This is a genomic window from Streptomyces sp. 1222.5 (assembly GCF_900105245.1).
Classification (GTDB): domain Bacteria; phylum Actinomycetota; class Actinomycetes; order Streptomycetales; family Streptomycetaceae; genus Streptomyces; species Streptomyces albidocamelliae.
Map to the genome: position 1 here is coordinate 772,506 of NZ_FNSZ01000001.1, position 19,687 is coordinate 792,192.

General features: G+C 72.8%; 15 protein-coding genes and 1 pseudogene. 6 read left to right on the forward strand and 10 right to left on the reverse strand.

What is annotated here, in order from left to right:
• Positions 1–36: 36 nt before the first annotated feature.
• Positions 37–1,449, forward strand: a complete 1,413-nt coding sequence (locus BLW57_RS03685; RefSeq protein WP_093472104.1) for an FAD-binding oxidoreductase — start codon at positions 37–39, stop codon at positions 1,447–1,449.
• Between the two features lie 47 nt (positions 1,450–1,496).
• On the opposite strand, the gene BLW57_RS03690 is transcribed toward BLW57_RS03685, so the two are convergent.
• Together BLW57_RS03690 and BLW57_RS03695 are read right to left on the reverse strand one after the other, a co-directional pair.
• Positions 1,497–4,274, reverse strand: a complete 2,778-nt coding sequence (locus tag BLW57_RS03690; protein ID WP_176985443.1) for a SpoIIE family protein phosphatase — start codon at positions 4,272–4,274, stop codon at positions 1,497–1,499.
• A 111-nt stretch (positions 4,275–4,385) separates the two neighbouring features.
• Positions 4,386–4,748 (reverse strand): annotated as a pseudogene (locus BLW57_RS03695) (alpha/beta hydrolase); the annotation flags it as partial.
• A 430-nt stretch (positions 4,749–5,178) separates the two neighbouring features.
• Between BLW57_RS03695 and BLW57_RS03700 the strand changes: the two are divergent.
• Positions 5,179–5,610, forward strand: a complete 432-nt coding sequence (locus tag BLW57_RS03700) for a hypothetical protein (protein WP_093472107.1) — start codon at positions 5,179–5,181, stop codon at positions 5,608–5,610.
• Between the two features lie 17 nt (positions 5,611–5,627).
• Here BLW57_RS03700 and BLW57_RS03705 read toward each other — a convergent pair whose 3' ends face one another.
• A complete protein-coding gene (locus tag BLW57_RS03705) occupies positions 5,628–7,829 on the reverse strand; it encodes an FUSC family protein (protein ID WP_256339372.1) in 2,202 nt (733 codons plus the stop codon).
• A 104-nt stretch (positions 7,830–7,933) separates the two neighbouring features.
• Positions 7,934–9,385, reverse strand: coding sequence for a purine-cytosine permease family protein (locus BLW57_RS03710; RefSeq protein WP_176985444.1), 1,452 nt, complete (start codon positions 9,383–9,385; stop codon positions 7,934–7,936).
• 161 nt (positions 9,386–9,546) lie between these two features.
• Between BLW57_RS03710 and BLW57_RS03715 the strand changes: the two genes are divergently transcribed.
• On the forward strand, positions 9,547–10,200 hold the full coding sequence (locus BLW57_RS03715) for a maleylpyruvate isomerase N-terminal domain-containing protein (RefSeq protein WP_093472112.1): 654 nt from the start codon (positions 9,547–9,549) through the stop codon (positions 10,198–10,200).
• A 29-nt stretch (positions 10,201–10,229) separates the two neighbouring features.
• Here BLW57_RS03715 and BLW57_RS03720 read toward each other — a convergent pair whose 3' ends face one another.
• Positions 10,230–11,435, reverse strand: coding sequence for an alpha/beta hydrolase family protein (locus BLW57_RS03720; protein ID WP_093472113.1), 1,206 nt, complete (start codon positions 11,433–11,435; stop codon positions 10,230–10,232).
• Positions 11,436–11,599: 164 nt separating this feature from the next.
• Here BLW57_RS03720 and BLW57_RS03725 point away from each other — a divergent pair, with 164 nt between their 5' ends.
• A complete protein-coding gene (locus tag BLW57_RS03725) occupies positions 11,600–12,202 on the forward strand; it encodes a hypothetical protein (protein WP_093472115.1) in 603 nt (200 codons plus the stop codon).
• On the opposite strand, the gene BLW57_RS03730 is transcribed toward BLW57_RS03725, so the two are convergent.
• From BLW57_RS03730 to BLW57_RS03750, 5 genes are all read right to left on the reverse strand, one after another.
• Complete coding sequence (locus tag BLW57_RS03730; protein ID WP_256339373.1) at positions 12,199–13,191, reverse strand: urea transporter; 993 nt, start codon at positions 13,189–13,191, stop codon at positions 12,199–12,201. The genes BLW57_RS03725 and BLW57_RS03730 overlap by 4 nt on opposite strands.
• Before the next feature lie 222 nt (positions 13,192–13,413).
• Complete coding sequence (locus tag BLW57_RS03735; protein WP_093472118.1) at positions 13,414–14,361, reverse strand: restriction endonuclease; 948 nt, start codon at positions 14,359–14,361, stop codon at positions 13,414–13,416.
• Positions 14,362–14,570: 209 nt separating this feature from the next.
• A complete protein-coding gene (locus BLW57_RS41225) occupies positions 14,571–14,726 on the reverse strand; it encodes a DUF6131 family protein (protein ID WP_093472119.1) in 156 nt (51 codons plus the stop codon).
• 170 nt (positions 14,727–14,896) lie between these two features.
• Complete coding sequence (locus tag BLW57_RS03745) at positions 14,897–16,360, reverse strand: MFS transporter (protein ID WP_218138109.1); 1,464 nt, start codon at positions 16,358–16,360, stop codon at positions 14,897–14,899.
• 134 nt (positions 16,361–16,494) lie between these two features.
• Complete coding sequence (locus BLW57_RS03750) at positions 16,495–17,988, reverse strand: long-chain-fatty-acid--CoA ligase (protein ID WP_093472122.1); 1,494 nt, start codon at positions 17,986–17,988, stop codon at positions 16,495–16,497.
• A 158-nt stretch (positions 17,989–18,146) separates the two neighbouring features.
• Here BLW57_RS03750 and BLW57_RS03755 point away from each other — a divergent pair, with 158 nt between their 5' ends.
• Positions 18,147–19,313 (forward strand): PucR family transcriptional regulator, encoded by a 1,167-nt coding sequence (locus BLW57_RS03755; RefSeq protein WP_256339374.1) that lies wholly within the window; start codon positions 18,147–18,149, stop codon positions 19,311–19,313.
• A 104-nt stretch (positions 19,314–19,417) separates the two neighbouring features.
• Positions 19,418–19,576: a helix-turn-helix domain-containing protein gene (locus BLW57_RS03760; protein WP_306822962.1), complete on the forward strand. Its 159-nt coding sequence runs from the start codon at positions 19,418–19,420 to the stop codon at positions 19,574–19,576.
• The last annotated feature ends 111 nt before the right edge of the window (positions 19,577–19,687 follow it).

Sequence of the window (19,687 nt, forward strand, 5' to 3'; positions counted from 1 at the left end):
GGAGTCAGCCGAAGCACTCACACCGAGGAGCCGACCATGTCGATCGACACGGCAAAGGGGGTCCTGGGGGACGCCACGATCGCCGAGCTGGAGGCGGGCCTGCGCGGCACCGTCGTGCGTCCCGACGACGCCGACTACGACCGGGCCCGCGCGGTCTGGAACGGGTGCCACGACAAGCACCCGGCCCTGATCGTGCGCTGCGCCGGGACGGCCGACGTGATCCGCGCCGTCGAGTTCGCCCGCAGCCAGGACCTGCTCGTCGCCGTGCGCGGCGGCTCGCACAGCATCGCCGGGTTCTCCACCTGCGACGACGGCATCGTCATCGACCTGTCCGCCATGAAGGGCGCGGTCGTCGACCCCGTGCGGCGCCGGGTGGTCGCCCAGCCGGGCATGACCTGGGGGGACCTCGACCACGAGACCCAGGCGTTCGGGCTCGCCGTGACCGGTGGCCTGGTGTCCACGACCGGCATCTCCGGCTTCACCCTCGGCGGCGGGGTGGGCTGGCTGCTGCGGCGCCACGGCCTGGCCTCCGACAACCTGACGGCGGCCGAGGTCGTGACGGCGGACGGCCGCGTGGTGCGCGCGGACGCGCGGGAGCACCCGGAGCTGTTCTGGGCCCTTCGGGGCGGCGGCGGGAACTTCGGTGTCGTGACCTCCCTGGAGTACCAGCTGCACCCGGTCGGGCCGCAGATCCTAGGCGGCCTGATCGTCTACCCCCTGGATCAGGCCCGGCAGGTCGTCACGGGCTGGCGGGACCTGATCGGCGGCATGCCCGACGAGCTGACGACGCTGGTCAACCTGATGACGGCGCCTCCCCTGCCGTTCCTGCCCGAGGAGGTGCACGGCACCAGGGTCGCGGTGGTGCTCGGGATGTACGCGGGCGCCCCGGCCGCCGGCGAGGCGGCGGTGGCTCCGCTGCGGGCGCTGGGCACCCCCGTCGCCGACCTCATGGGCCCGATGCCGTACACGGGCATGCAGTCGATGATCGATCCGCTCTGGGCGGCCGGTGCGCAGAACTACTTCACGTCCGCGTTCATCGAGCCTTCCGACGCCGCGCTCGACGCCGTCCTGCGCCGGCACCTGACGACACCCACGCCGAACAGCGAGCTGCATCTGCACCAGCTGGGCGGTGCCTTCGCCCGGATGCCCGCCGACGCCACCGCCTTCAGCCAGCGGGACGCGGGCGTGCTGTGCAACGTCGTCGCGCGCTCCCCCGACGCGACGGATTTCGACTCGCACATCGCCTGGGCCCGGAGCACCCGCGAGGAGATCGCCCGCCATGGCCGCGGGGCCATGTACGTCAACTTCACGGGCGACGCCGCCGAGGACAAGGTGCGCGCCTCGTACCCGGACGCCGTCCACCGGCGGCTCGTCGCCGTCAAGGACACCTACGACCCGGCCAACGTGTTCCGGCTCAACCAGAACATCCGCCCCTCGAAGACGAGTTGACGGCAACCAACAGCCCGGCCGCCCTGCGGAGGGCGGCCGGACCCGTGTCAGAAGGCGATCTCGTCGAACAGCACGGGCAGGTCCGGTTCCGGGGCGCGGCCCAGTACCTGCTCGGCCCAGATGACCTTGCCCTTCGCCACGTACCGTGTCCCCCAGCTGTCCGCGAACTGGGACACCAGGAACAGCCCGCGCCCTCCCTCGTCGTTGGATCCCGCGCGGCGCAGCCGGGGCGAGGTGTTGCTGCCGTCGGAGACCTCGCAGACGAGGGTGCTGCCCAGCAGGATCCTGACCCGGCCCGGCGGGGCGCCGTAGCGGATGGCGTTGGTGAGGAGCTCGCTGAGGATCAGTTCCGTGCTGAACGCCTGCTCCTCCAGCCCCCAGTCGGCGAGTCGCGTGCTCACCTCGGTGCGGGTCCGGGACACGGCCGTGGTGTCGAACGGTACGTCCCAGGTCGCGACGCGGGACGGGTCGAGCAGCCGGGTCCGGGCCACCAGCAGCGCCACGTCGTCACTGGGGTGCTCGGGCAGCATCGTCGTCATGAGGGCGCGGCAGGTCTCCTCCGGGGTCTGGTCGGCGTGCGCGACGGTGGAGCGGAGCATGTCCAGTCCCTCGTCGATGTCCCGGTCGCGGCTCTCGATGAGGCCGTCGGTGAACAGGACGAGCCGGCTGCCCTCGGGGAGGTCCAGCTCGCCCGTCTCGAAGGGGTGTCCGCCGACGCCCAGGGGCGGGGACAGCGGCAGGTCGGGGAAGGTCACTCGGCCTTCGGGGTCCACCACGGCGGGCGCGAGGTGGCCTGCGCGGGAGAGGGTGCAGTGCCCGCCGACGGGGTCGTAGATGGCGTAGAGGCAGGTGGCGCCCGTGAGCGGTGCGCGGTCGTCCTCGTGTGCCGTCGGCGTGTCGAGGCGGGTGACCATCTCGTCGAGGTGCCCGAGCAGTTCGTCGGGGGTCAGGTCGAGGGAGGAGAAGTTCAGCACGGCGGTGCGCAGCCGGCCCATGGTGACCGCGGCCTGCAGCCCGTGTCCGACGATGTCGCCGACGACCAGGGCCACCCGGAAGCCGGGCAGCGGGATGACGTCGAACCAGTCTCCGCCCACACCGGAGCGCGCGGGCAGATAGCGCGAGGCGATCTCCAGCGCGTCCTGTTCCGGCAGGCCGAGGGGCAGCAGGTTGCGCTGGAGGGTCACCGCCATGGCGTGCTCACGGCCGTACCGGCGGGCGTTGTCGATCGCGACGGCGGCCCGGGCGACCAGTTCCTCGGCCACGGCGACGTCGCCCTCCTCGAACCGGGGGGAGTCGGCGGCCCGCCAGAAGTTGACCATGCCGAGTACCACCCCGCGGGCGCGGAGCGGCACCGTGATCAGTGAGTGGATGCCGGAATCCAGCACTCGCCGGGCCCCGTCCGGGTCCTGGGCCCGCCAGTCCTGGGCGTCGTGCAGTGTCGGCACCAGGACGGCCTTGCCGCGGCGCAGGGCCGCCACGCTCGGCGTGTCCGCCATCACGAAGCGGATCACCTCGCCCACCGGTTGCAGCGGCGTCCCCGACCGGGAGGCGCGCAGCGCGGTGCGCCGCATCTGGCGCACCGCTCCCGTGGGCTCCTCGCCGCGCAGCACGGAGTCGAGGAGTTCCACCGTGACGACGTCGGCCAGCCGCGGGACGGCCACCTCGGAGAGCTCCTCTGCGGTGCGCCGCACGTCGAGCGTGGTGCCGATCCGCATCCCGGCCTCGTACAGGAACGACAGCCGGCCCCGCGCCAGCTCGGCCTGCCCGGATAGGGCCCTCAGCTCGGTGGTGTCCCGGAAGGTGGCGACGAGGCCCTGGGCATCGCCGTCCGGTCCGATGAGCCGGGTGTTCACCGCCAGCAGCCGGTCGCCCGCCGGAGTCACCTCGTCGGACGCGGACTCCCCTGACAGCAGCAGCCGTCGCAGTCCGGGCCCCAGCTTCAGCTCGTTCAGCTTGCGCCCGTCGGCGTCCTCGGGCAGGTCCAGCAGCCGGTGTGCCTCGTCGTTGGCGAGCAGCACGCGTCCGTCGCCGCCGATGATCAGGACGCCTTCGCGCACCGCGTGCAGCACGGCGTCGTGGTGCTCGTACATCCTGGTCATCTCGGCCGGGCCGAGCCCGTGGGTCTGCCGCAGCAGCCGGCGGCTGACGAGCGCGGTGCCGCCGGTCGCGAGCAGCAGTGCCCCGGCCGCCGCCCCGAGCAGGATGGGCAGCTGGTCGTTCAGCACGTGGGCGAGGTTGGCGTACTGGATACCGGCGCTGACCATGCCGACCACGCGCCTGCTCGCGTCCGTCACGGGGACGACCGCGCGCACGGCGTCGCTGGGCTGCCCGTGGTACGTCTCGGTGAACGCCTCGCCCGCGGCGGCCGGCCCGACACCCTCGGCCTTCTTGCCGATGAGGGCCGGGTCGGTGTCGGCGAGCCGGACACCCTTGGGGTCGAGGACGGTGATGAAGTCGACTCCGGCGGCCTTCTCCGCCTCCTCCGCCGCCTGCTGGAGCCGTACGCCGGCGCCCGGTGACCGCAGGGCGAGCGCCGTACCGGGTGCGTGCGCGAACGCCTCGGCGGCGGCCAGCGACTTCTCCCGGGCGCTCTGCTCGCCGTCGTAGCGGCCCTGCACCACCAGGGCGGCGGACGCCACGGCGACGAGCACCAGCACGATGAGGGCCTGGAGCAGAAAGACCTGCGCGGCGAGCGTGCGGATGCTCAAAGGTGATGTGAAGCGGCGTCCGCGTGACGGCCCTGGACCGCGGGGCGGTCCGGACGACCGCCGCCAGCCGAGCGGCAGCGCCGCTCTCGCCCATGACCGGCGGGAACGTCCGCTCATGCCCCTTTTCTAACACTCAGGCTCGTCGGTCGGCGACCGGTGCGTCCGCCGCCGACGGGTCCGGGACGGGAAAACGCCTGGTCGGGGCGGGTTCTGGCCGGTCCCTCCTTGTCATGTGGCGGGCCGGGAACAGGTGACGTCCCGGGCCGGCGGCCGGCCACTCGCCAGGCAGGCGTCGACCGCGGTGTCGACGCAGGAACTGCCGAAGACGCCGTAGAGCGCGTGCTGGTCCGCTCCGCGCAGGGTGATCAGGCGGGAGCCGGGCCGCCTTCGGTGCACCGCCCGCGCGCCGGGATGGACGGTTCGCGGGTCGCCGGTGGCGTTGACGAGCAGGGCCGGCAGGTCGGCGCGGATCCTCGTCGGCCGCGCGCGGGGCGGGTCCCAGAACGCGCACGCGCCGATGTCGTTCGTGACGGGGGCGAACAGCGTGTCGGTCGTGTCCGCGCGCCGCAGGTCGCGCCGGTAGGTCTCCGGGGCGGGCACGGTGTGCCGGCGCGGCCGCCGTCGACCAGGACCGCGGCGCCGGCGATCCGGTCACGGGTCACCAGGTGGTGTACGGAACGGCGCACCTCCGCGGCTGTGCCGCACGGTCGGGGCGGGTGGCGCTAGGGCCGCGCGGAGGCCGCCGCCGGAACGGTGCCGAGCGTCGTCGGTGCGGTGACGCGTGCGAGGGCCGTGGCGAGGGCCGCGGTCAGGAGGCGGGTACGCCGGCACGGTGCGGGACTCGGTACGTGGATCGCCATGGGGCATCACGCCAGGCATCGCCCGGGTCGCGGTCACTGCGGCAGGCAGCCGGTTCACGGTGGGGGCGGCACCAGCACGGCGAGAGGAGCGGCCCCCCCCTTGCCCAGGGGACGCAACCTCGGCCCGTGCGTTGCCCTCTCACCCTCCGGAAGGGGGACACATGAAGATCACGCTTCGATCCGCGTCCGTCGCTGCGGCGCTCGCCGGCTGCTGCCTGGCACTCGTCTCGTGCGGCACGGATCACCCGGAGGCGCGCGGGACGGGTGGGCCGACGGGTCCGGCCGCCGGGACGGCCACGGCCACGCCCGCGCCGGGAGTCCCGGCGCTCCGGGCGTTCCGGACGTACCTGCGGACGGAAGGGCCGAAGGCGGACGCCGCCATCGCCTCACATGTGCTGGGCGTCCGTGTCCACGAGGCCGGGTCCGGCGCGCGGACCAGGGCCACGGTCGAGGTGGACTACGGGGTGTGGGACGACGAGCGGCTGGACCGCACCGCCGAGGTGTTCGCGCGGTGGCGGCGTTCCGTGTACGGCGACCACGGCCACGTCCGGGTACTGGCACCGGCGAAGATGGACGCGGAACGGGACTGGTAGGAGGGGCGCGGCCCGGCTCAGTCGTGGACGGGTGTCATCTCCGCGGTGGCCCCGGCCGTCTGGTCGCCGTACGCGATGCGTGACATGTCGGTCAGCAGCGAGTCGAGCCAGGACACGGTGGCGTAGTACAGGCGCGGGGCGCCGGGCGGCTCCAGGGTGAAGCCCGCGAGGACGGAATCGATCAGCGGCAGGGGCGCGGTCGGGGTGTCGTCGCCGGGGTCGAGGGCCGCCGACACCAGCAGCATCCGCCCGGCCACCCGCTCCCCCAGTCCGCCGACCGAGTCGGCCGCGGCCATGTTCAGCCTGGCGAGCGGTGGGTCCAGCAGCCGGTCGGAGCCCCACAGGGTGTGGTGCCCGGCGATCAGCACCGACTGCCAGTCCGCGGGCTGCACCGTCTCGTGCCCCCGGCCGCCGAAGGGCGTCGGTTCGCTCTGGTACTGCGCGTACGCCGACTCGGCGAGGATGACCGCGCGTTGCAGGGACCGATGGCCGGGGACCCGCGAGGGGGCGGCCGTCCCGCAGCCGCCCGCGACGGAGGCGCCGGTCGCGACCACGATCTCGGCCGCCCTGCGCAGGAGTTCCGCCCCCGCGTGCCGCAGCTCGTCATGAGCTCCCCGGGGCCAGGCCAGCAGGCCGAAGACCGCGCCGATCGCGCTGCCGACCAGCACGTCCAGCATCCTGGCCTCCGCCAGTCGCCAGGTCGGCGGCGCCAGCTGGGCGAAGACGAGGGCGACGAGCACGGTGAACAGACCCTGTGCCCAGCCGACGCCCTTGACCGGCCCCACGGTGAAGGCGAACAGCATCCACAGGGGCAGCAGGGCGGCGTACACGGCGTTCTCGCCGCCCGCCGCGGTCAGGATGCCGGCGGCCAGCACGGCTCCCGCGAGCGTGCCCGTCAGCGCCCGGCGGATGGTGCTCCAGGTCTCGTCCATGGTGGTCCGGGTCAGGGTGAGCGTGGCCAGGGTGGCCCAGAAGCCGTGCGGCAGGGTGTCCAGCCCGGCCACGAGCCTGGCCGCCGTCAGAGCCAGGGCGATACGGACCGCGTTCTGAAAGAACACCGACCCTCGTCCGGCGTGGCCGCGCAACCGGTGCCACCACAGGACGGGGGCCGAGGCGGTGGCGTACCAGAACCGGCCCCGTGCCACCTCCACCCGGGCGTGCCGGCCCCGCACGGCCAGATCGGCCGCGGTGCCCATGGCGAGCGCCGCGTCGGCGATCTCCAGCAGGGCGGCGTGCAGGCGCAGTACGGCGGGCGGGAGACCGGCCGGCGTGGTCCCGTTCTCCGGTACGGATCGGGCGGAGCCGGTGGCGAGGAAGGCCGGGCCCCCCGCCCCGGCCGTCAACGCGGTACCGGGTTCGGTGGCCGGGCCGGGTCCCGCCGACGCGGCCGACAGACGGGCGCGGGCCTCGACCAGCTCCTTGTGCGGCTCCACGGGGGACGGCCCCCCGTCCAGGCACGTCTCGGTCGCCGTGGCCAGCCGTGCCACGGCCCGCAGGACCGCGAGCACCTGGGGGCCCGGTCGTTCCCCGCGCACCGCGCGCAGCCGTGCCAGCCGCCCGAGCAGGGCACGGGTGGCGAGACCCGTGTGGGACAGTGCCCGGTCGCGCACCCCGGGCCCGGCGGGGCGCTCCGCCTCCGGCACGGTCAGGGACCGCAGCGACTGGCCCGCCTCCCGGGCCTCGCGGATGTCGGCGGCGGTCAGGGCGTGCGGCGGCGCGACGAGGAGGATCGCGCAGCGGGCGGCGGTCCCCGCGGCCCGGGTGGCTCGCGCGCGGTACGTCTCCGGGCGCCGCTCGGGCAGGATCAGCGCCTCGGCGGCGATGAACAGGGCCAGCCCGGTGGTCGTCCCGATCAGCCGGTCGTCGAGGGAGGCGGGGTCGTACGGGGGGAACGACGGCAGGATGTACAGCAGCTGCAGGCCCGGTGCCGCCCCCGCCTGACGGGGCCCGCCCACGGCGGAGAAGGCCAGCGCGAAGCCGACCACCAGCATGCCGACGACCGCGGTCCACGTCCGCACCGACAGGTAGGTGCCGACGACGACCAGCACCCAGCACACCGGCACCAGGCGGGCCACCACCGCCGCGCGCTGCCGTCCGGTGCCCGGGATCCGGGAGAGGCCGCCGAGGGCCACGGTGGCGAACAGCGCGTAGGTGGCCGCGACGGGGTCGCCGAGGCCGTAGCGGAAGAGGAAGAAGCCGGCTGCGGCGACCAGCGTCACACGTATCGCCCGGCGGCCCGGGGCCACGTAGGCGGCCGGTATCCGACCGGCTGGGACACCCCACACCCCTACAGAATCTCCCACCCGCGCACGCCCGGCACCTTTCAGGGTTCTCGGTGCTCGTGCGCGGCGCGCTCCAGCTCCTGTGCCTCCGCCTCCGCCAGCCGGGTCTCGGCCTCCACGTCGATCGAGCGGGTCAGCCACCAGTAGAGCAGCGCGGACACCGGCAGCCCGATGAACAGGGAGATGTCGGCTCCGCCGAGCGCGTCCGCGGCGGGGCCGACGAACAGGGTGCCGACGGAGAAGAACGGGATCATGACGGCGAAGCCGACCAGGTAGGCGATGATGCCGTGCCAGCCCCACCGGCCGTAGATGCCGTTCGGCTTGAAGATCTCGGCGATGGCGTAGTGGCCGCGGCGCACCACGTAGTAGTCCATGAGGTTGACCGCGGTCCAGGGGATGAACAGGTAGAGGACCAGCAGCAGGAAGTTGTTGAAGTTGGCGAGGAAGTTCGCCGTCGCGGACAGCGCGCCGATCAGGGAGAGCGCCGCGGTCAGGCCGATGGTCAGCAGGCGTACGCCCAGCGTCGGCCGTACGCGTTTGAACGAGTCGATGGCGCTGATGAGGGTCAGCGAACCGCCGTACATGTTGAGCGCGGTGACGGAGACCAGGCCGAGGGCGGCGAAGAGCAGCACGATCGCGCCGAAGCCGCTGAAGACCTTGTCCCCGGCGGCGTTGATCGACTTGATCGTCTCGAAGTCCTGGCCGGCCCACGCGGCGAGCAGTGCCCCGAGGACCATCAGCCAGATGCCGCCGAGCGCGGAGCCGAAGTACGTCCAGTAGAACGTCTTGCGCACCGTGACGTCCGGCGGGAGGTAGCGCGAGTAGTCGGAGACGTAGATGGCCCAGCTGATCTGGTAGCCGGCGACCACGCCGAACTGCGCGAGGAACGGGGTCAGCTTGAAGTCGCCGAGGTCGAAGGAGCCCGCCGGGTAGTGCAGGGTGACGAGCACGCCGACGGTGAAGATCCCGAAGACGACCAGGAAGGTGTACGTCAGGACCCGCTCGGCCTTGTGGATGATGTCGTAGCCGATCAGCGCGATGACGAGCGCCACGATCGTCACCACGACCACCCACAGTTTGACGCTGCCGTGCAGGGTGGTGTGCAGGGAGTCGGCGGCGAGGATGGTGTTGAAGACGTTGAAGCCGGCGTACTGCACATAGGCGAAGAGCCACACCAGCAGGGCACCGACGTAGCCGAACTGGGGGCGCGACTGGATCATCTGCGGCAGGCCCAGCTGGGGGCCCTGGGCCGAGTGGAAGGCCATGAAGAAGGTGCCGATGACCGTGCCGGAGACGATGGCCAGCAGCGACCAGATGAGGTTGCCGCCCTCGGTGATGCTGATCAGCCCCACGGCCAGGGTGGCGATCTGTGCGTTCGACATGAACCACAGGGGGCCCAGGTGCCAGAGTTTGCCGTGCCGCTCGTCCAGCGGGACGTAGTCGATGGACCGGACCTCGAGACCGGACACCCGCGGCTCCGCTGAAGTGCTCATGACGCCTCCCGAGGCCAGTGTGCCCCTGAAGGACATTGTCGTCTTCCCAGGACGCGGTGACGAGCGCGGATCGGGCGTGGATCGGGCGCGGACCGTGAACGGGTTCCCGGCCGCTCGCATTGCGGTTGTCCCCGGCTCCGTTCCGGTTCTAGGGTGCCGCGGTGGATCACTTCTCGCGTTCGTGGACGGCGTTGCGCACCGCGGTGGCCGAGCTGGGGGACGCGGATTTCGCGCGGCCGTCCGGCTGTGCCGGCTGGCTCGTACGCGACCTGGTGTGCCATCTGGTCATCGACGCCCAGGACGTCCTGATCACCCTGGTCACGCCCGTGGACGCCGAGCCCACCGTGGACGCGGTCACCTACTGGAGCCTCGTGGAACCGCCGACCGGCGAGGACCCGCTGGACGCGCTGATCCCGCGGCTTGCGGCGGCCTACGGCGAGCCGTGGCTGCTGAGGTTCCACCTCGACGACGTGGGTTCCGCCGCGGGCCGCGCCGCCGGACTCGCCGATCCGGCCGTACGGGTCGGCACCCGCGACCAGGTGCTGACCATCGGGGACTACCTGACGGCGTACGTGCTCGAATGGACGCTGCACCACCTCGACCTGATCGCGCATCTGCCGTCGGCCGCCGGGCCGCCCGCCGACACGCTCGCCGCGGCCCGCGCCGCGCTGGAGGACATCGCCGGGGCCCCGTTCCCCGCCTCCCTCACCGACCGGGACGCGCTGCTCGTCGGGACCGGCCGCCGCACACCGACCGACGCGGAGACCGCCGCCCTGGGCGCCCTCGCGGCGAGACTCCCGCTCGTCCTCGGCTGAGGGGACGCGGTCGGTCCGCGGCCACGCACTCAGTCGGCGTGGAGACGCGTGTCCAGCCAGTCGAAGACACGCTGTTCGAACAGGGCGCGGCCCATCGGCTCGCAGTGCATGTGCGCTCCCTCCGCCTGCGTGAAGCGCACCAGGTGTTTCGGGCCGGGCAGCGCGTCGTGAAGGCGCTGCGAGGCTCCGGGCCAGAAGTGCTCGCCCTCGGGGTCGGTGATCAACAGGGGCGTGGTGATCCGGTCGATGACGGGGGTGAGGTCGTACCGGGAGACCTCGGTCAGCAGGTCGAACGGGGAGTCGACGGCATAGGGCTTGGCACGCCAGCGCCAGGTGGCGGCCAGGGCGGGGTCCTCGTCCAGCGCCTCCAGGACGACCTTGTCGAAGGTCGCGCGGTCGCCCGACTCCCACAGGGCGCGCAGGTCGGGCCCCAGGTTGCGCCACCAGCTCTCCACCACACCTACCACCCCGGGGTCCGCGACGGCGGCGGCGACGCGGTGCTCGAACGCCAGCGCACGGGGCACCCAGTAACCCGCCTGACTGATGCCGGCGAGGACGATGCGGCGGGGGTCGACGTCCGGGCGGGCGACGAGGAAGTCGACGAGCGGTGTGACGACGTTCTCCCAGTCGTGCCGGAAGGTGACGCCGCGTTCGAAGAGCATGGACTGCTGGCCCGGGCCGTCGAAGAGCAGCGCACGGTATCCGCGGGCCACGGCCGGCGCGGCGAGCAGTGTCCACGCGGAGCTGATGGGGCCGTCGCTGCCGTTGTTGGCGATCAGTACGGGCAGCGGGCCGGCGCGGTCGGCCGGGCCCACCAAATATCCCGGCAGGGAACCGCCCTCGTACGGGATCGCGACCCGTTCGGCGGGGGGCTCCCAGGCACGCAGGAAGCGGTCGAAGCAGTCGCGGTGTTCGGGGAAAACCTTCCGCAGATGGGTCTCCGGATCCGGGAAGGCGTCGACGGCGACGAGGGCCGTGCCGAAGTAGCCGGCCGCGCGGAGGTACGCGTCGCGGGCGCTGGTCGTGTGTCCGGCGGCCCCGCTCCGCTCGGCCTGTGCGCGGACCCGCCGGGCCAGGTCGGTCCACACGGTGAACCACCGCCGCCCGTCGCCGTCCGCGACGGCGGACGCGGCGGACAGCACCTCGCCCACGTCCGCGCCGTGCTGCCAGGCCGAACCCAGCGCGAGCAGGATCTCGTAGTCGAACTGGTCGTTGTCGCTGAATCGGTGGGTCATGGCTGCTCCCGGACGGACCGGCACCGCCCCCGCGTCCGGACCGTACTCCCACGGTAGGAGCCCGCCCGACGGCCCGCACGCGGTGCGGCGTGCGACCGGTGGTGGGCGACCGCATGATGGAGAAGCGGTGGCGGGGGCGGTCACGACAGTGAGGGGAGAACCGCATGGCGCAGCAGCAGTCGGCGACGAAGGCCCCGGCCGAACAAGCCGTCGGCGCGGGCAGTGTGTTCCTCTCGTTCGCGCCGTGGATCATCTTCGGGGTGGTCGCGAGTCCCAGCACCTGGGAGTACGCGGCGCTCGCCGCGCTGGTCGCCGCGATCGTGCTGTCGGGCAAGGACATGCTCCGCGGGAGGCTCCGCGTCCTGGACATGGCCGGCATCGTGTTCTTCGCCGTGCTCTCGGTCCTCGCCCTGGCCCTGGACCGCGGTCAGCTCATCTGGCTGGAGACCTACGCGCAGGTCATCTCCAACGGGCTGGTGGCGGTCGTGGCGCTCGGCTCGCTCCTCGTCGATCCCTTCACCGCCCAGTACGCCCGCGAGTCGACGCCCCGGGAGTACTGGCACTCGCCGGTCTTCCTGCACATCAACCGGGTGCTCACCGGCGCCTGGGGCCTGGTGTTCGTCCTGATGACGCTGTCGACCTGGCTGGCCATCCGCTTCCCGTCCCAGGACGACTGGTTCAACTGGGTCGTCCCCGTCGTGCTGCTGGTGTGGGCCATCAGGTTCACCAACAGCTACCCGGAGTCGTACAAGGCGCGCGTGACCTAGGGGTGCGTCCCGGCGCCCGGCGGAAGGAACCGCCGCGGCGGCTGTGTCCCGTCCGCGCCCGTCGCATGGTCGCCGGGCGCGTTCGTGACACGCTCCCCGGTGAGACGGGGGAAGGCCCGGGCCGCCACCAGGAAGACCGCCGCGGTCAGCACGAACGGCCAGGTGAGCACGTGTCCTCCGGACGGGGCCAGCAGAGCGGCGACGGCGGGTGTGAACGTGGTGGCGGTCGCGGCGCCGAGCAGCGCGTACCCGAACGTGGCCCGGGTCGCCGCCAGGCACCCCCCGTGGAGCGCGAGTGTCACGAGCACGGCGTTGTACCCCATCGTGCCGTCGGCGATCCGCGCGCCCGGCGCCCCCAGCGCCCAGGCGGTGAGGAGGCCCGCCGCGCTTCCGGAGCAGGCGGCCAGCCCCGCCGCCCGGCTCGCCAGGAAGAGCCCCGCGAGCAGCAGTGCCCCCGCGTACCACTGGTCCAGGAAGAGGACTTGGGACACGTTGCGGAAGAACGCCCGCCACAGGTCGTACGGGGGGAGGGTGGTCGGGCCGGTGGCCGGGCGCGGGAGCACGGCCCTGCCGTCTCCGGAGGGCCGGATCCGCCGGAAGGCGGGCGCGGCGAGGGTCACGGCGCCCGCCAGCAGACAGAACGGCACGGTCAGCGGCGGCAGGCTCCACCCGCGCAGCAGCCGGGTCACCGCCGCCGTGACGATCGTGGCCAGAACGGAGCTCGCCGCCGCGAGCAGCGCCGTCGCCGGCCGGCCCGCGTCGAGGAACACCGCACAGCCCAGGGCGGTCAGACAGGAGTTGAAGCCCTCCAGCCCCGCTCGCACCCGGTCGCGGTCCACGCCCAGCAGGCACGCGGTCGCGGTGCCCAGGGTGGCGCCGCCCACCGCGTAGGCGCCGTAGCGCCAGTCCGCCGCCAGCAGGGCCAGGCCGAGGACGGCTCCGGCCCAGGCCCGGTCCAGGAACAGGACCTGGGCCAGGCCCCGCAGCACGTACGCACCGAATGCCGGGCCCCTCCGCCCGGGCTCGTCCGGGCGCCGCCCCCGTCCTCGCTTCGACGCGTGCCCACGGCCGGGCACCGGCATCCTCGTGCCGCACCGCATACGCTTGCCCCCCCACCCCTTGGCTTTCCGCTTCGCGGTACTATATTTCCGCGATACGACATGGGGGTGCGGTCGGCCACGTAGTGGACAGCCCTTGCCCGCCGGGGCCGCTCAGGGAGCTGTCGCGACCTCGAAGTCCCAGGGGCGGGGCCCGGTGCCGTCGTGCCAGGCGCTCAGTTCGTCGCCGTTCACGCACAGGATTCCGCACTGTTCGGCGTATTCGAGGGCGGGGGCGGTGAAGTCGCTCGTCGTGACGACCACGGCTATGTCGGCCTCGTGGACGGTGAAGCAGGTGCCCCCGAACCGCTGCAGATCCTGCGAGCCGACCTTGTTGGTCTCGCCGTAGCGCTTGCACTGCACGATCAGGCGCCGCCCGTCCGGGGTGACGGCCGTGACATCGGCTCCCAAGTCGCCGGCTCCTCCGACCACTTCGACATCCCCGCAGCCGTCACGCAGGCACAGGTCGGCTATTGTCCGCTCGAAGGCATCGGGGTCGAGTTCGGCGCAGTCCACCGGCTGGTCGAGGACGGCGGTGAGCTCCTCCCCCGCCGCCGTCGTCAGGTCGGGCGCCTGCGGCACCTCCGGACGGAGGGGATCGGCGCCGTACCCGGGGGCCGGGGCCGCCGCGCCGGTCGGGCACTCGACGGCCGGCACCGCCGCGGCCGCCGCCATGCCCTGCACGCCTTCGGCCGCCGTCGAGCCGCACACGCCTTCGGCCACCGCCATGCCGTACGTGTCCGCCGTCGCGCCGCGCATGTCGCGGAGGTTCTCGGACGCGGTCTCGGCCGCGGCCTCCAGCGCCTCGGCCGCGCGGCGCGCGCACCTCGCGGCGGACAGCCTGCGCCACCGGGACCGGGAGGCGAGCACGGACGCGACGATCAGTACGGCGAGCAGTCCGGCCCACACCGGGCGGCGCTCCGCCATCCCCACCGCGAGGCGCGCCACCGATGCCACGAGACACAGGACGAGCGCCAGCAGGACGAAGAACAGCGTGGTGGTACGGAGGTCGAACCGCCGGTCGGTGTACAGGCGTCGGTCACGTGGTGCGGGTACGGTCATGCCGGTCTTCCCCTCCCGAGAACGAAGATCGTTCATGTCCTCGTTCCCAAGATCACCGACTTCACCGGTGGGGAGGGGAACCCGAGTTGGGGACGACCGGGCGAGGAGCGCGGCACCTCCGGACGCGGCGGAGCGGGTTCCCGCACGGACGCGGGAACCCGCTGCCGGCACCCGCCTTTCGGTGCCGGACCTCTATGAGGTCGGGTCGGTCACCAATAGTGCCGTCGGCCGGCGACCGCGTGCCCCATGGAACCCAGGATCCACAGAACAGCCCCGATCACCACCAGGATGATGCCGATGGTCCACAGGATCGATACGCCTGTGAGGAAACCGATGATGAGCAGGATGATGCCGAGGGCGATCATGTCGTGCCTCCTGCCGATAGCATTCCTTCTGCTCTCCGTGTGCCCCCAACTCGCTTTTATGTGCGCCGAAAAGAGCAAAAGGTTTCCGGGGAGATCCACGCTTGGGGGAAAAGCTCGGGATCGAGCCGCATTGAGGATGGAAAGCAAGATGCCCGACGCCACCTTCCTTCTCATTTCAGGTTGACCGGCGAATTAATCTTCGTATCACCGACCATGACCGATCGGAGTGGCGTCGAAGCGATCGCGCCGGTTCGTCTGCCGGTCGTGAGGGCGACGGTCAGCAGGAGGAGTCCGCAGGCCGCGACCAGGAGCCAGCCGGGGCGGGAGGCCCGGGCGAGCCCGGCGGGTTCGGCACCGGACACGAGCGCGCCCGCGAGGGCGATGCCGAGGGCGGCGCCGAACTGACGTGCCGTGGAGGTGATCGCCCCGGCCACGCCGGCCCGGGCGGGAGGCAGCCCGCTGACCGCGGTGTTGGTGAGCGGCGCATTGGCGAAGCCGAAACCGACGCCGATCAGGAGGGAGGCGAGCAGCAGCAGGAGAAGACTCGTGTGCGGTTCGAGGCCCGTGAGGCACAGGCCTCCGGACGTGATGAAGACCGCGCCGAGGATCAGCGGGAGCCGGGGGCCGACGCGCCCGACGAGCCGGCCGGACCAGGGTGCGCACACGGTCGCTCCGACGGCCATGGGAAGGGTCACCGTGCCCGCGGCGAGGGCGGTGTATCCCCGACCGTGCTGCAAATAGAGGGTGTTGAGCAGAAGCGTCACGTTCAGCGCGACGAAGACCGCCGTCGCGCCCACGGCCGCGCCACTGAGCGAGGGACTGCGGAAGAGCCGCGGATCCATCAGCGGCTCGGCCCGTCGGGACTCCACCCACACGAATCCCACGGTCACGGCGGCACCTGTCGCGTAGGCACCGAACGCCGCCGGGGCCGTCCAGCCGATGCGGGGGCCTTCGATGAGCACGCCGATGAAGACCGCGATGACCACGGTCAGCAGGACCTGCCCCGGCACATCGAGCCGGCGGGCCCGCGGCGCCCTGGACTCCGGTACGAACACCGCGCTGAGCACCAGGGCGGCCACCACGACGGGGGCGTTGATCCAGAACAGCGACCGCCAGCCGAACCCCTCGACCAGCGCGCCGCCCGTGACCGGGCCGACCGCCATGCTGAGCCCGAAGACGGACGCCCAGACTCCGATCGCCTGCGCCCGCTCCCTCGGATCGGGCATCGCGTTCACCACGATCGCGAGCGCCACGGGACTGAGCATCGAGGCGCCGGCCCCCTGGACCGCGCGGGCCGCGACGAGCGCGCCGACCGACGGAGCCAGCGCGCAGACCAGCGAGGCCGCACCGAACACGGCCAGCCCGCACTGGAACACGCGTCGCCGCCCGAACCGGTCCGCCAGTGCGCCGGACGAGATCAGCAGGGCGGCCAGGACGATGGTGTACGCGTCCACGGTCCATTCGAGACTGCGCGTCCCGACGCCGAGTCCGCTTCCGATCGCGGGCAGGCCCACGTTGACGACGGTGGTGTCCAGGCCCACCAGGAACATGCTCAGACAGCAGACGGCCAGCACCGTCCAGCGTCTGCGTGAACTCGGTTCGGGTCCTGCCGGGAGAACAGTTGTCGCGGCCACGGTCGCCTCTCAGGTACGGGAGCACTGAGAGGCCAGGCTGGGCCAGGACGGCAACAATCGACCAGCGTTTTTGCGGGGACCGCAAAAGAACGGCGTGCCGGGCCCTGGGGTCGTTCCCCGTCGGCCCCCGCCCCTCAGGCGACCGGCGCCGTGATCTCCCGCTTGAGGATCTTGCCGCTCGGACCCATCGGCAGGGCGTCCGCCAGCCAGACACGGCGCGGGTACTTGTAGGCCGCCACCCGGTCGCGGACGAACCGCTGGATCTCCTCGGTGTCCGCCTGGACGCCGGGGCGCAGGACGACCGCCGCGGCGACCTCCTCGCCGAGCCGCTCGTCCGGCACACCGAGGACCGCGGCGAGGGCGACGGCCGGGTGCTCGTGCAGTACCTCCTCTATCTCCCGCGGGTAGACGTTGTAGCCGCCCCGGATGATGAGGTCCTTCTTGCGGTCGACGATGTACAGGTAGCCGTCCTCGTCCCGCCGGGCCAGGTCGCCGGTGCGCAGCCAGCCGTCGGGGATGGTGGCGGCGGTCTCCTCGGGCCGGTTCCAGTAGCCCTTCATCACGTTGGGCCCGCGTACGGCCAGTTCGCCGACCTCCCCCGGCGCGACGTCGCGGCCCTCGTCGTCGAGCAGCCGCACCTCCACGTCGCGTATGGGGGTGCCGATGGAGCCGGCCTTGCGGGGGCGGTCGGGGTGGTTGAAGGAGACCACCGGGCTGGTCTCGGACATGCCGAACCCTTCGAGCACCATGCAGCCGAAGCGCCGCTCGAACCCGTGCAGGACCTCGACCGGCAGGGACGCGCCGCCCGACACGCACATGCGCAGGCTGGACAGGCCGGCCGCGCCGGCCTGCGGATGCTGGAGCAGCGCGGCGTACATGGTGGGGACGCCCTCGAAGACGGTTGCCCGGTCGCGGGCGATGGCGTCCAGGACGATCTGCGGCTCGAAGCGCGGGACGAGGGTGAGGGACGCGCCGCTGAACACGGCGACGTTCATCGTGCAGGTCTGACCGAAGATGTGGAACAGCGGCAGACAGCCGACGATCACGTCCTCGGACGTCATCCGCTGCACCTCGGTGACGTTGACCTCGGTGTTGTGGCGGATACCGGCGTGGGTGAGCGAGGCGCCCTTGGGACGGCCGGTGGTGCCCGAGGTGTAGAGCAGTACGGCGATGTCGTCGCCGGCGGTGGCGGCCACCTCGTGGCGCGGTTCCAGACGGGCGAGTTCGGCGGCGAGGTCGGCCGGTTCGACCGCCAGGTGCCGTACCCCGGCCGCCGCGGCGCCGGCCGCGCCCTCGCCGGGCGCCTGGTGCCACTCGAAGAGCAGCACGGCGCCGGAGTCCTTCAGGTGGTACTCGGTCTCGCGTTCCTTGAGCAGCGGGTTCATCGGCACGACGATCGCACCGGCGCGGAGGACGGCGTAGTAGAGGACGACGAACTCGGGTACGTTCGGCAGCATCAGTGCGACCCGGTCGCCCGCGCGCACGCCCTCGGTGTGCAGGAGGGCGGCGGCCTGGGCGCTGAGCCGGTCCAGCTCGGCGTAGGTGGTGGTCACCGGTCCCAGCCGCAGGGCCGGGTGCCCGGGCAGCCGGCGCGCCGTGTCCACCAGGAATTCCGCCAGGTTGGCCATGATGCCTCCTCGCATCCGTGCTCTCGGCGTTGGCGGGTCCCGTCGTCAACGCTCACGAGATGGTGTCCCGCAGGATCATGGACGTCCATGGCAGCGCCGACAGTTCGGACGTCCCGGTGTTGTTCCGGGCCACAATTCGGCTGCCTTACGCTGCGGTCATGGGTCTGACGAGTGTGGGTGCCGCCCTGCGGACGCGCCTTCCGGAGCTGGGTGAGCTGATGACCGAGCGGATACGCGCGGAGGTCGAGTCGTACGCCGACGACGCGCTCATCCCGTTCTCCTCGCTCCGGGAGTCCTGCGAGGACAACGCCGACCTGCTGCTCGCGCGTTTCGCGTTCGGCGCCGGGCCGGACGTCGGGGCCGCGCAGCAGACGGGGCGGCTGCGCTCCGAACAGGGCGTGCCCCTGGCGGACACCTTGCACGCCTACCGGATCGGCTTCGAGTTCCTGTGGTCGGAACTGGTCGACGAGGCCCGCAGGCACCCGGATGTCACCGATGCCGAACTGGTCGCCGGGTCGTCCGAGATCTGGGCCCTGTTCGGCCGGTACGCGGAGGCCGTGGCCGCGGCCTACCGGGAAGCGAGCGCGGAGCTGACCCTGCAACGCGAGGCGCGCCGGTCGGCCCTGGCCGAGGCGCTGTTCACGGGCGCCCTCGCGGACCGTACGACGCCGTGGGAGGCGGCCAGGCAGCTCGGTCTGCCGGAGCGCGGCCCGTACGCGGTGGTGGCCGCGTCCGTGCCGGACCCCGGGCAGGAACCGCTGCCCGGGATCGAGACGGCACTGCGCCGCTCCGGTGTGCCGTCGGTCTGGCGGCTGCTGCCCGACCAGCAGATCGGGCTGATCGCGCTCACCCACCGCGACGCGGAGTCGGTGGGTCTGCGGGCGCTGCGCAGCCGGCGCGCGAGGGTCGGTGTCAGCCCGCGGTTCGACTCGCTGCGGGACACCCCGCAGGCGCTCCGTTTCGCCCGGCTGGCGCTGACCGGGCTGCCCGGCGACGGGCCGGGCGTGACCCGCTTCGACGACAGTCCGCTGGCCATGCTGGTCGCGGCGGCCCCGGCGGAGGCGAGCCGCCTGGTGGAGGTCTCCCTCGGGCCGGTGCTCGCGCTGCCCGCGGCCGAACGTGGCCGGTTGCTGCGCACGCTCGGGCACTGGTTCACCGCGGGCGGCGTGACCGCCGACGCCGCGGAGGGCCTCTTCGTCCACCCGAACACCGTCCGCTACCGGCTGCGCCGCGTCGAGGAGTTGACCGGCCGCTCGCTCACCGACCCGATGACCGCCGCCGACCTGGGCGCGGCACTGTACGCCCTACGCCTCCTGCCCACCTGACGCGAGCCGACGGCACCTGATCGCCGGCCGGCGTGGCGACCGGACCGATGCCCGTCGTCCAGCCGGCGTGGTAGGCCGGGCGGCACCTGTTCTCGACCCTCCACTTGACCGCCGACGCCACCGAAGGCCTCTTCGTCCACCCGAACACCGTCCGCCACCGGCCGCGCCGCGTCGCGGAGTTGACCGGCCGCTCGCTCACCGACCCGATGACCGCCGCCGACCTGGGCGCGGCACTGTACGCCCTACGCCTCCTGCCCACCTGACGCGAGCCGACGTGATGACCGGGCCGATGCGGGCGGTACGGAGCGTCGAGCCCAGGTGTCAGCCGACGTGGCGCATGGAAGAGGCGGTGCTGCCGGCTGTGGCAGCACCGC

Excerpts from the sequence above, each read along its gene's own strand:
- BLW57_RS03710 (WP_176985444.1), bottom strand. The coding sequence starts at position 9,385 with ATGAGCACTTCAGCGGAGCCGCGGGTGTCCGGTCTCGAGGTCCGGTCC.
- BLW57_RS41225 (WP_093472119.1), bottom strand. The coding sequence starts at position 14,726 with ATGATCGCCCTCGGCATCATCCTGCTCATCATCGGTTTCCTCACAGGC.
- BLW57_RS03755 (WP_256339374.1), top strand. The coding sequence starts at position 18,147 with ATGGGTCTGACGAGTGTGGGTGCCGCCCTGCGGACGCGCCTTCCGGAG.
- BLW57_RS03735 (WP_093472118.1), bottom strand. The coding sequence starts at position 14,361 with ATGACCGTACCCGCACCACGTGACCGACGCCTGTACACCGACCGGCGG.
- BLW57_RS03720 (WP_093472113.1), bottom strand. The coding sequence starts at position 11,435 with ATGACCCACCGATTCAGCGACAACGACCAGTTCGACTACGAGATCCTG.
- BLW57_RS03725 (WP_093472115.1), top strand. The coding sequence starts at position 11,600 with ATGGCGCAGCAGCAGTCGGCGACGAAGGCCCCGGCCGAACAAGCCGTC.
- BLW57_RS03700 (WP_093472107.1), top strand. The coding sequence starts at position 5,179 with ATGAAGATCACGCTTCGATCCGCGTCCGTCGCTGCGGCGCTCGCCGGC.
- BLW57_RS03690 (WP_176985443.1), bottom strand. The coding sequence starts at position 4,274 with ATGAGCGGACGTTCCCGCCGGTCATGGGCGAGAGCGGCGCTGCCGCTC.
- BLW57_RS03685 (WP_093472104.1), top strand. The coding sequence starts at position 37 with ATGTCGATCGACACGGCAAAGGGGGTCCTGGGGGACGCCACGATCGCC.
- BLW57_RS03750 (WP_093472122.1), bottom strand. The coding sequence starts at position 17,988 with ATGGCCAACCTGGCGGAATTCCTGGTGGACACGGCGCGCCGGCTGCCC.